Origin of the sequence: Hoylesella shahii (assembly GCF_937990675.1) — a bacterium.
GTDB classification, from domain to species: domain Bacteria; phylum Bacteroidota; class Bacteroidia; order Bacteroidales; family Bacteroidaceae; genus Prevotella; species Prevotella shahii.
The window spans coordinates 1-10,873 of the sequence record NZ_CALKQY010000054.1; the positions used below are offsets into that span (position 1 = coordinate 1).

The 10,873-nt window shown below is 46.2% G+C and carries 11 protein-coding genes and 1 pseudogene; 9 read left to right on the forward strand and 3 right to left on the reverse strand.

Going from position 1 to position 10,873, the window contains the following annotated elements; translation table 11 throughout:
* The first annotated feature begins 75 nt into the window (after nucleotides 1–75).
* From QME03_RS07855 to QME03_RS07895, 9 genes and pseudogenes are all read left to right on the forward strand, one after another.
* Complete coding sequence (locus QME03_RS07855; RefSeq protein WP_281723998.1) at nucleotides 76–576, forward strand: phage holin family protein; 501 nt, start codon at nucleotides 76–78, stop codon at nucleotides 574–576.
* Complete coding sequence (locus QME03_RS07860; protein WP_281723999.1) at nucleotides 563–1,003, forward strand: N-acetylmuramoyl-L-alanine amidase; 441 nt, start codon at nucleotides 563–565, stop codon at nucleotides 1,001–1,003. Before QME03_RS07855 ends, QME03_RS07860 begins: the two co-directional genes overlap by 14 nt.
* Nucleotides 1,004–1,021: 18 nt before the next feature.
* Entirely contained in the window at nucleotides 1,022–1,471 is a 450-nt protein-coding gene (locus QME03_RS07865; protein WP_281724000.1) for a hypothetical protein, read from the forward strand.
* Nucleotides 1,456–1,731, forward strand: a complete 276-nt coding sequence (locus QME03_RS07870) for a LysM domain-containing protein (protein WP_281724001.1) — start codon at nucleotides 1,456–1,458, stop codon at nucleotides 1,729–1,731. Before QME03_RS07865 ends, QME03_RS07870 begins: the two co-directional genes overlap by 16 nt.
* A 6-nt stretch (nucleotides 1,732–1,737) precedes the next feature.
* Nucleotides 1,738–2,586, forward strand: a complete 849-nt coding sequence (locus QME03_RS07875; protein WP_281724002.1) for a hypothetical protein — start codon at nucleotides 1,738–1,740, stop codon at nucleotides 2,584–2,586.
* Complete coding sequence (locus tag QME03_RS07880) at nucleotides 2,576–3,085, forward strand: hypothetical protein (RefSeq protein WP_273263963.1); 510 nt, start codon at nucleotides 2,576–2,578, stop codon at nucleotides 3,083–3,085. The genes QME03_RS07875 and QME03_RS07880 overlap by 11 nt, the downstream gene beginning before the upstream one ends.
* The gene (locus tag QME03_RS07885; RefSeq protein ID WP_281724003.1) at nucleotides 3,078–3,905 is read left to right on the forward strand and encodes a hypothetical protein; all 828 of its coding nucleotides are present in this window, start codon (nucleotides 3,078–3,080) and stop codon (nucleotides 3,903–3,905) included. Before QME03_RS07880 ends, QME03_RS07885 begins: the two co-directional genes overlap by 8 nt.
* A gap of 111 nt (nucleotides 3,906–4,016) precedes the next feature.
* A complete protein-coding gene (locus QME03_RS07890; RefSeq protein WP_281724004.1) occupies nucleotides 4,017–7,316 on the forward strand; it encodes a hypothetical protein in 3,300 nt (1,099 codons plus the stop codon).
* A gap of 208 nt (nucleotides 7,317–7,524) precedes the next feature.
* Nucleotides 7,525–8,358: pseudogene (locus QME03_RS07895) on the forward strand (DNA adenine methylase).
* A 399-nt stretch (nucleotides 8,359–8,757) separates the two neighbouring features.
* Here QME03_RS07895 and QME03_RS07900 read toward each other — a convergent pair.
* The 3 genes from QME03_RS07900 to QME03_RS07910 are packed head-to-tail and all read right to left on the reverse strand — an operon-like array spanning nucleotide 8,758 to nucleotide 10,754.
* Entirely contained in the window at nucleotides 8,758–9,867 is a 1,110-nt protein-coding gene (locus QME03_RS07900) for a hypothetical protein (protein WP_281724005.1), read from the reverse strand.
* On the reverse strand, nucleotides 9,851–10,204 hold the full coding sequence (locus QME03_RS07905; RefSeq protein WP_281724006.1) for a hypothetical protein: 354 nt from the start codon (nucleotides 10,202–10,204) through the stop codon (nucleotides 9,851–9,853). The genes QME03_RS07900 and QME03_RS07905 overlap by 17 nt, the downstream gene beginning before the upstream one ends.
* Entirely contained in the window at nucleotides 10,191–10,754 is a 564-nt protein-coding gene (locus QME03_RS07910) for an RNA polymerase sigma factor (RefSeq protein WP_281724007.1), read from the reverse strand. The genes QME03_RS07905 and QME03_RS07910 overlap by 14 nt, the downstream gene beginning before the upstream one ends.
* Between the last annotated feature and the right edge of the window lie 119 nt (nucleotides 10,755–10,873).

Below are 10,873 nucleotides of genomic sequence, written 5' to 3' on the forward strand. Positions count from 1 at the left end.
AAAAGACTAGGCAATTGGAACTTTTCTAAGCAAATCCTTATCCCGAACTGGCGTACATTATTAAATTAAACAACAATGATAGAACACTTTTTAAACAAACTTCTTGAAGTGCTTTCCACTGCGTGGGGCTGGCTAATGTTCGTCGGGCTCGTGGTGATGAACTTCATCGTGGGCTACGAGAAGATGGTGGGCTTTACGGTTATGGCCATCGTGCTGGATGCCGTGTGGGGCATCGCTGCAAGCCTGGTACAAAAGCGTTTCGCACTGAGCGAATTGGCGCGCGACACAATCGCGAAACTCGCCGTCTATGGCACGGCCGTCTTTGTCTTTATACTAATAGACAAACTAACCGGTCTAAGTGGAGGGTTGACAACAAGTATTATTTGCGTCGGCATCATCCTGGTTGAGATGTGGAGCATGTCGGCCAGCATGCTCATCTGCTTCCCAAACATGCCTTTCTTGAAGATACTGAAGAAAGCCTTGGCAGGGGAAATCGCGAGCAAACTGAACGTGAAACCGGAAGACGTTACGGCGGCATTGGACACATTACACACGAAGAAAAATGAGAGACATTAAGTATATCGTGGTACACGCCACAGGCGGTTCGCCACAAACCACAATAAAGGAGTTGCTGTTGGTGTTTAAGGGGCTGGGCTGGAAGAACCCGGGCTACCATTATGTAGTGGCTGCCGACGGCACGATAACGCAGCTGTTGGGCGAAGAAAAGGTGAGCAACGGAGTGAAAGGCTACAACCGCATGCTCGTGAACGTGGCCTACATCGGCGGTTTTGCCAATGGCAAGTACGTTGACACGCGCACCGCCGCGCAGAAGGCGTCACTGTTGAAGTTGCTCGGCGTTCTGCGCAAGCATTACCCCAACGCTATCATACAGGGGCATCGCGACTTCTCGCCCGACTTGAACCGCAACGGCATCATTGAGCCAAACGAGTTCATAAAGGTCTGCCCCTGCTTCGACGCAAAGGTGGAGTACAAGAATGTATAAATAAAAAAAACAAAGGCAATGAGACACCTATTATATATAATGACGCTGCTGTTCGTGTTGGCCTCTTGCCGAACGACGCGAACCGTCACCCGAACGGCGGAGGTGGACGTTCGCCAGCGCGACTCGCTCGTGGTGCGCGACAGCGTGGTGCTGCGCTACGTCACCGCCACGCGCGACAGCGTTACCATCCGCGACAGCGTGGTGGTGGTAAAAGACAGTTCGGGCAGGGTGATAGCCACCGAGCGGCACCGCATCAGCGAGCGAATGCGCGACACGCGGGCTGACAACTCGGCCACGGCCACGCGCGACAAGACACACGACAAGGGTGTTAGTACGCATGTGAAGGAAAAGGTAACGGACTCGAAATCCGGCTGGCCTACCCTAGGTACGATAATGGACATCGTGGGGTGGATATCCTTCATATTGTTCCTCATTCTTTTCGCACGCAAGTTATGGAAACGACGGTAAGGGACGGCCAGACATTGGCCGACATAGCCGTACAGGAATACGGTGCATTGGAGGCGGTGGTGCGGCTGGCACTCGACAACGGCATGCCCGTTAGCGACACGCCGTCCACGGGCAAGTCCCTAAACCTTCACGAGGGTGAGTACAACCGCCCCATGCGGCTCTATTGCCAGGCACACGGCATCGCCCCGGCCACGTTGCGCGGCGACGGCGGAACGAGGGCACGCATCTTCAACGAAACATTTAACGAAACATTCAACTAGCGACTTATGGCACGAACCATTGCAGAGATAAAGCGCACGATGACCGACGCATTCATGGGCAACGCCACGCTGCGCGAGGCATACGGACTGGCGGAGGGCGACACCTTCGAGGGAAGCTTCTCGGCGGTGAGCCTGGAGAGCATCCTTTTCTTCATCGTGGCGGCCTGCTGCCACGTGATGGAAGCCCTCTTCGACCGCCATCGGCTGGACGTGGATGAGAAGATTGGCCGAGCAGTGGTGGCCAGCGTGCCGTGGTACTATAAGGTGGCTCGGCAGTTCCAATATGGTGATGCACTAGTTTTTGACGAGGGCACCTCGCAATGGCGTTACCACACCATCGACGAGAAGAAACGGCTGGTGCGTTACGTGGCCGTGCGCGACCGCGGCACGAGCATACAGGTATTGGCCTCGGCCGATAAAAATGGGCTGCCCGAACCGCTTTCGGCCGATGTTCTAACGGCGTTCAAACACTATATGAACCGCGTTAAGATTGCGGGTGTGGTGCTCAACGTTCGTTCGCTTCCCGCCGACAGCATTCAGGTGAGAGCTACGGTGCAGGTGGACCCGCTTATCCTTAGTGCGAACGGAACAAGGAACGGCGATGGGGCGAAACCCGTCGAAGATGCAATAAATGCTTACCTGCGCAGCATAACTTATGGCGGAACATTCAATAAGACACGCCTTGTGGACGCCATCCAGAGTGTGGAAGGCGTTGTGGACGTGACGTTGGCCGAATGTCTTTACAAGACGGCCGCCGACACCGATTACCGACCCGTGGTTGGAAATAACTATACGGCAGTGGGTGGCAGTTTCGTTGCTATTGGACTTCAAAACTCTATAAGATATGTGGTATGACGTAGACTTCAACCGATGGGCCGTGCAGCTGCTGCCGCCCATATTGCGCAGCCGAGTGCTGGTGGCCTTGCTCCGCATCCTCATCATTCCGCTGGCTTACGTTCACCGCCTCTTCACGGAATATCGCAAGAAAGTGGCCGACAGGCTCGACATCACGGCCAGCGTGCAAGACATCGAACGCGCACTTAACCGCCGATTCTTCTTGCGAAACAGACAGATATACATAGAGTCCGAATCTGACGATCGACATCCGTGCCTATACTTCCAGGCAGAGGGCAAGCCGCCCACATTCCTAAACCCACGCATGACGTTATGGATGGACGGCGAAGTGCCAAGCAAGCCAAACTTCACAATATTTGTCCCCAGTTTTCTTGTCTCGTCGCTCAATTCCGAAGAAGACCGCCACAAGGGGCGACACCTCGCGGAGATCATACGCATTGTCGAACTATATAAACCGGCTGGCCGCCGTTATCACATAAACATATACGAATATGAATAGACTTCTTTTCAATGAGGGTGGACAACCCATATTCCTAGACGATATCAAGCTATTGCAAGACAATGACGCTGGCTTCAATCGGCAGTTTCTAAATGCCATAAGCGGGAAATCCTCCGCATTCTTGCTTCAACATTTGGAGATGAAACCATTATCCGTAGATCAGGAGAAGTTGACGACGACGGCAAAAGTGTACGCAGGCTCAATTGTCGTTGTGGGTGAAATAATAGATTTCCCCGAATCAACGGTAACCGTTAAAACATGGTCTGACCCCTTATATGTTTGCATTAAGGAAACCGAGAACGAGGAGCGAGAATTTGAGGATGGACAGACAAGACCATGCAGAAAATCAGTACAGGCATACATAAGTACAAGTAAGGATGGTGCCAAGGTTGCCTACAACGTTCTCGAGCTCCCGACGTTGACCGAGCTTTTACGGAGAAACCTTGGTCTGGCCGGCGTAGACACTTGGAAAAACATTCCTGTTACATTCTTCAATGGATACACTGGGAAGGTGCAATACCAGAAACAGGGCGATTCCACACGCATAAAGGTCAAGGTAAGCAGCATGAAGGGTGAATGGGATGCCATGCCCGGAAAGGGAATCCTTTTTGAAGTGGACCCCCAAGTTGGTTCTATTTTAAACAGAAAATGGAGTGGAACTTTTGGAACTGGTGGAGACGATGGCTCACACCTATGCGCCTTAGAGTTTTACGACGGGAAATGTTCTCTTAGAGATCTGAGAGAACTTTCAGGTGCATCTGATGTCCTGGACTCTCCCATAGAATGTCCTGTCTCCCTAACATTTGAAATACTGGAATAGGTGTGGCAAATGAAAAGAGTCCAAATAACAGTGCTTGGATGAGAAAGGATAAAACATAGGAGTGTATAACACCTGTTAAACAGGAACTTATTATAATTCAGATAAACGACAATGGATACAGTATATGATCTGCTTAGTAGAGCGAAGAAACTCAGTGAGAAGAATCAGGTGAATAGCATTACACCTGAGGAAGTTGGCAAGCTGCACGAGGACACCCTAGCATACATTGCCTCATTGGAACAGTCGGCAGATAGTTTGGGTATTAAGAAGGTTTATCGTTCTAAGCCAGATATGGAGGCAGACACAGCTCCGATTGGCACTAACGGCAAGGCTCTGCGTTTTGGACAACTAGTAAGCGTCTATGATGGTACGCACCCTGATAGTCCAGACAATGGGAAAATCTATGCTTATCAGAAGCCTGGGTGGCTGCTGATGGGTGAGCTCTTCACTAGAATGACGCCCAATGTAGTTCAGGAAGCTGGTGACAGTGCAGCTAAAGTGATGTCACAACAAGCGGTGACAGGGCTGTTGATGGAATACAATGTAAGTAGTAACAATGGTGGAAAAACATACACATTACAAGATGCTATTGGGGCTGTACCAAGTAGTTTTCAAAAGGGAGGTCTAGTAATTGGCTTTATAGATTCTATAACGAATCTATACGTAAGGTATTACAATCAGTGCGACAAATGGACAACATCAGAAGAGTGTTGGCGGCCTATTGGTAATGAAATCATCAATGAAACTAGAGAGAGAAAACTTGTCTGCGGCAATCTAAACATTAGCACAGGATCTTCGTTTAGAATATACAAGCTTGCTCCGAAGAATTTCATTTTTGAAAACGACGCCACCGTGACTAAGATTATATTCGGTACGAATAGTGTGTTCCCTGAAGACAAGAAAGTAGATGTATTCGAATACTCAAGAGGTAATACTGCGGCTGTAAATTCCCATTCATTGACACTTGAAAAAGGTAAGAATTACATTGAGTGCAACCTGCCATTTCGCAAGGGTAATGTCTTGATGGTGCAGAATCAGGAGGCCGTTAATACGAGTGGAGATACGGTTTTTCTAATAGGAACAAACTATAGTTTTCCAATGTTCGGAATAGACATCTTTGGCCGATGGACAGAACAAGATTCATATGGAGGAGCATATGATTTAGAATACAAGGAGATTGTCACGTATAACGCCAAAAGCTATGCGGACAAAACAGCTAAGAATGCGTTTGAAGAGGCGAAAACATATGTAAATGAAAGGACGTCGCAGGAAAGCAACGCAATAAAGCGTTATGTTGAGGAGAACGTATTCAAGGGCAATATAAAAACTAGGCTGTTTGGGTACGATTATCTTGGGGGTGCTTTTAACAGAAGACTACAAATATTGTCGGCTGGTGACCAGAAACCCTTCAATGTAGACGTGCGCATTACAAAACTCATCTTCCGCGATGAGATTGCCAATATTGTTAATGAGGACAAGGAGATAAAGGTTTATGATTGCCGTTTTGGTGTTAATGATAAAATTGAATACACGGCGACATTAAAGGCAAACACTAATTACGCTGTTTGTGATTTTACCCTAAGAAATGGTAGTGTGGTGATGGTACAGGATATCAAGCTATCCGAGAATGCATACTTAATCACGACTCTTTATGAGGCAAAAGGCTACTGTATAGACCAGTTCAATTGGTGGGTTGCTACATCTATACACTCTTCGCGGTTCTCATTTGAATATCAGATAAGGATATCGAAGTTGGATGAGATACTTAACGGAGAAGGGAACGTTACCAGCTATGCGAATACCGATTTTGTAATGATATTTGGCTCTTCCCTTACTGACCACTCCTATAGCATGCGCGGCCATTCGTGGTGCGAGAAGGTGAATGACATTGTGGACATTCCAATTTCAAACCATGCCCTAAGCGGCAGTACCTTGTCGGGTAACATTGGCATGCTTCTGGGCGTAGTAGACACGTTACGTCCATCTTATGTATGGTGGAACAACGAGGCGAACGGGACGAAGTATGGAAAGGATGCATTACCACATTTAAAGGCTGCTAAGGAAATATGCGACAGCGTTAATGCCAAGATGATATTGGGTGGTGAGAATGGGACGGCCATGGGTAAAATTAATTTGAAAGATATTGATAAGACCTATGAGCAGTTTGCCAAGAATAATGGCCTTATCCATTCCGAGTTGCGTCGCGAAATTCCCGATGTTGGCTCTACGTATAAGGGCTTTAACAGCGGCGTGCACCAAGGCTACCGTAACCAAGCGTGCTTTTTCAAGCATGTAGATGCATTTAATTCGCTACGTATCATGAAGTCCGTCAAGATATTCATAGTTCGCCCAAAGTCTGCCGACAAAAATATCCATGAGTTGTGCTATGACGACAACTACCAGCGTCTATTGAACTTCCGCGCAGCATCGAGTGGCACTAGGACGTCTAAGACTTCGGGGCAGATTGACAATTTGGATGATGCACGTTATGTAGTCGATGGAGGAACAGACAATGGTACGAAATCATATGAAGTTGACCAAGTTGTTACGGGTGGAAGTGTGACCTGTTTTAAAAAAGCCGTTGTTGAGGTCATTACTGATACGATAGGTGTAACGAGCGGAACATTCGTTGTGGGATGTGACATTAGGCCGACAGGAGTTTACGTTGCAAGGGTACGCAGCGCAAGCACATTGTATGATGGAGAAGTAAGAAGTAAGTGGGAAAGCGTAGGTTTTGAGTACGAAGACAATAATATTATTGTAGAGCTAGGCCGAAAGAACGCAGACATTCAACTGTACGACAAGATACGCTTCATTGTTGTGTGCGAGGGTGCATTCAACCTGTCAAAGCCTATATTCAAGGACTATGATGGAAGTCTAAAGATTATCGCCAAGTCATACGAACAGAGACAATATGGTACGGAATTAAATGATAATGTACTGATGGCTGATGGCTGGACTTTGAGTGGGGCTTCTATTGAGACCGCGCCCAATGCGCTAGGTTTGTACAAGGCTGACACAAGCCACGTTAGACTCGGCTCTAAGGGGGATAACGCCACAAAGAGCATTGCAATACCCAAAGGGACAAGGCGTGTGGCTATTAGAATTGTAGCACAACGATTTTTGCCAATCGCAACAAAGAGGTTCGAGGGTAACACCGATGTTCAAAATAGTGGATATGTTACATCTACGCCGGCAATCGAGGCGTACGACAATGATACCTCGTTAATGGGCGTGCTGATTAATGACGCCGCCTATTCTGAAAGGCTGGTACACCAAGGTTGGTACACGGATTATATATTGTATGATACTGACATGACGGATGACACTCTTAAGATCGAACTGTCAAAGATTAGCGATGACACCGCGCCTATATTCGTCTATTCCGTCAGTGTCCAAAAGGTAGAATAGTAGATAGAAGAATACGAGAATCAGCAGACTTAGTTCTGCCCTGGTTGGGGTACAAAAATCCCCCGACCATTGTTAAAGTAACGCCAATCACTTATAACAAACCGCGGATGCGTGTGGTCGGGGGTATATCCTCGTCCACGCATCCGCGGTTATGCGTTAATAAGTGATTGGCAGCACAAAGATAATAATAAAAATTAGGATAACAACAATGACACACACAATTTATTCACAAGCCCCACTTCCTTTCATGGGGCAAAAGAGAAAATTTATCAAGGCATTTAGGCAGATTTTAAAAAGTTACCCCGACAATGTAACCATCGTCGACCTGTTCGGTGGATCGGGCCTGTTGTCTCATGTGGCCAAGCGTGAGAATCCCAACGCCACGGTCGTTTATAACGATTTCGACAACTACCAACGCCGCATTGCCGCCATACCGCACACCAATGCGCTGCTGGCCCGCATTCGTGAAGTCACCGACAGCTTGCCGCGTGGTAAGGTGATACAACAGCCGTTCCACGACCGGATATTGGAAATCATCGCAGAAGAAGAATAGAAAGGTTTTGTCGACTACATCACGCTATCGCCGTCGCTCCTTTTCTCGATGAAATACGCCAACAATATGGACGAACTCGTTAAGCAAACGTTCTATAACACCGTACGGCGAAACGACTATTGTGCAGATGGCTATTTAGACGGCCTGATAATCGTGCATAAGGACTACAAGACTCTCTTCAACGAATTTAAGGACAAGTCCAATGTCCTCTTCCTCGTTGACCCGCCCTACCTCTCCACCGAGGTCGGCACGTACACTATGACTTGGAAGTTGTCCGATTACCTTGATGTTCTCACCGTTCTGCAAGGCCACGACTACGTGTACTTCACTTCGAACAAGTCGCAGATAATCGAGCTGTGCGAATGGATAGGGCGGAGTCGCATCAACCGTAACCCGTTCGAATGCGCGCACCGCGTGGAAGTGAACACCACGATGAACTACAATAGTGCATACACCGACATCATGCTTTACAAGAGGATGGGTGCATAATCAAGAACGGCATTCGAATACCCATCTAATGGTGTTTGAATGCCGTTATTTACATTTTCCGAAGGTGTAGTCTTATGTGCGACAAAAAACTGTACTATCCCGTCACATTTCGTTTCTCCTTAATTATTCACTTTTCGTTTTTAATGAGTATCACTTCTCGTTTTGCGGGATTTAAAAGGTACATTTTATTTGCGACAAGTCAAACTTTTTTCTTCGATAAATCGTGTGTTTTGCCATAGACAGCAGCTTGCAATCGGTTAGATTGTGGCATAGCATGATTATCGAATTTAAGGCCACATTGCCTTAAAACAACATCTTCTGTTTGCCATTTAAGGACAAACAGAAGATGAACGACACTAATAATTGAATGAATAGCGGAAGCAGAAACAGCGACAACACTTATCGCTTTTTTCTTTTTATCACAAGTAACACCAGCGAAACCACCAACACAAATCCTATTAAAGCAAATGCCCAGGTGTGTTTTTGGATAACACAAAAAGAGATACCCACATCTTTGGCCATCAATCTGTTGCCAGTGAGTTTACAAAGCGAGGGAGGATAATCGGTGTTAAGAAAGGTGAGTTTGTAGTCGATATTGAACATTGATAGGGCAAGGAAATCGCTTTCGGTCTTTGTTACATCTTTCATGAGCGAATCGTTGTTGAGAATTTCTGAATACACGTCCGAGTGAAAGAACTTTCTAAACCATTTAGCCCTGTCTGAATAGAGCGCCATGGGATCGGCTTCTTTAGTGTATTCTTTCAAAAGCGAGTCGTGCAGGGCCACAAATTGCTCTTTGTCTATGGCTTTAGTGGCAATGAGCGAGTAGTTTTTGAGAATGGTTTGATAAATCATTTCAAAGTCGTTGGCAACAACCCACTGGGTATATTTGTTTTTAAGGCGCTGTGTGATGTCGTCTATTTCAATACCATTGAGTCCGTTTACAAGGTTGTTTTTAGCACTTAGCCAAAACCCAATCTCGTCTTTAGTAAAATACTTGCTTATGGGTATGGGGAATTTGATGTGCTGTTGGGGGTAAACTTCTTCGTATCTGTACGTAGTACTAAACAACCCTCGCGAGCATGTGTAGGTTATTCGCGGTGTAATGCGCAGCGAACCAATATTAAAGGTTGTGGCTTTGGCCATGTCTTCCACCGACGCGAAGTTGCTTTTAGCATATACCACGATGGTATCTGTAGCCGAACGGCCTGCTTTTCTGCATTGTTCACTAAGTGTTTGGTAGGCTTTAAGTTTCACGGGAAATGCGTGCCGAAGGCTGTTGCCCTTTATTCCCCACGACAATTGCCAACCTTTGTCCCATCTAAACATACTTTCATCTGCGTTGAACACACCACTAACCAACTGTGCCGAATCGAGTTGGAAAGACAATTCCCTGCTACATGTCCCGTCTTCGTTAATAACCGTGGTTGCGCTTCCTTGGTACTTATTGCCACATGCAACCATCAATGCGGCAAGAAACAGAATAAGCCAACTATTTTTTGTTTTCATAAAAGTGTTGTTTTATTAGTTCATATCTGTTTTTTTTCAAATATTTGTTCTTGAAATACGCCTCATCGGTTTTCTGCGTGATATTTTTTTGCAAGTATATAAACGCCATATTGTTGTTTTGGGGCACAGCTCTAACACATTCGGCTATACCTAAGATCAAAGCCAACGATGCCGCAGAGGCGCAGAAACGAAGTGTAATAACGTGCAGGCGTTGTCGCTTTTGCTGTTTTATACGCGCCATTACACCGTTTATCATTTCGTCTGGATGCTCAAGAGAAGGTTGTCTTCCTTGCAGTCCTCTTATTAAATTGGAATATAGGACGTCATTCTTGTTCATAACCTAGTTGTATTAGTTGTTGTTTAATCTGTTGTTTAGCAACATATAGGTTGCTCTTTATCTTGGTTGCATTCATATTGGTGATACGCTCGATGTCTTCAATTGGAAGGTTTTCTAGTACACGCAAGGTGAAAACAAGCTGTTGTTTAGGGCTTAGTTGTACAGCCAATACTTTAACAATAGACACCCATTCTGCATTCATGAGTTGCCTTTCGGGAGAAGGATTTGCGGCGTAAGCCTTGAATTTGCTTTCGTCTGACGGCATGAGTAGCTGTGGTTTACGACCTTTAAGTTTGTCTAGGCAAATGTTCGAGGCAATGGTATATATCCACGTAGAAAGCTTTCCTTTCTCCGGATTATACTTGTGCAAATTCAGCCAAACGTTAACGAAGGTGTCCTGGCAGGCGTCTTCCGCATCCCTTTCATCGCAAAGCATCTTTAGCGTTAGTGAGAAAACCATACTTTGATATTCTCTCACCAACCGTTGGAATGCTTCTTTGCTCCCTTCCCGGCACTGAACGACAATTTGATTCACTTCGTTCGGATTCATTTGTATTGTGTTGTCTTTACTGATTGTTACGATTAAAAAGATTGAAAGTCGAAAATAATTGAGAGTATTTACAACCGATTATTACTCAATATTTTATAGATAATAAGTCAGAAATATGG

What these genes read in the sequence shown, in the direction of transcription:
- QME03_RS07855 (WP_281723998.1), top strand. Translation starts at nt 76, where the DNA reads ATGATAGAACACTTTTTAAACAAACTTCTTGAAGTGCTTTCCACTGCG.
- QME03_RS07860 (WP_281723999.1), top strand. Translation starts at nt 563, where the DNA reads ATGAGAGACATTAAGTATATCGTGGTACACGCCACAGGCGGTTCGCCA.
- QME03_RS07865 (WP_281724000.1), top strand. Translation starts at nt 1,022, where the DNA reads ATGAGACACCTATTATATATAATGACGCTGCTGTTCGTGTTGGCCTCT.
- QME03_RS07870 (WP_281724001.1), top strand. Translation starts at nt 1,456, where the DNA reads ATGGAAACGACGGTAAGGGACGGCCAGACATTGGCCGACATAGCCGTA.
- QME03_RS07875 (WP_281724002.1), top strand. Translation starts at nt 1,738, where the DNA reads ATGGCACGAACCATTGCAGAGATAAAGCGCACGATGACCGACGCATTC.
- QME03_RS07880 (WP_273263963.1), top strand. Translation starts at nt 2,576, where the DNA reads ATGTGGTATGACGTAGACTTCAACCGATGGGCCGTGCAGCTGCTGCCG.
- QME03_RS07885 (WP_281724003.1), top strand. Translation starts at nt 3,078, where the DNA reads ATGAATAGACTTCTTTTCAATGAGGGTGGACAACCCATATTCCTAGAC.
- QME03_RS07890 (WP_281724004.1), top strand. Translation starts at nt 4,017, where the DNA reads ATGGATACAGTATATGATCTGCTTAGTAGAGCGAAGAAACTCAGTGAG.
- QME03_RS07900 (WP_281724005.1), bottom strand. Translation starts at nt 9,867, where the DNA reads ATGAAAACAAAAAATAGTTGGCTTATTCTGTTTCTTGCCGCATTGATG.
- QME03_RS07905 (WP_281724006.1), bottom strand. Translation starts at nt 10,204, where the DNA reads ATGAACAAGAATGACGTCCTATATTCCAATTTAATAAGAGGACTGCAA.
- QME03_RS07910 (WP_281724007.1), bottom strand. Translation starts at nt 10,754, where the DNA reads ATGAATCCGAACGAAGTGAATCAAATTGTCGTTCAGTGCCGGGAAGGG.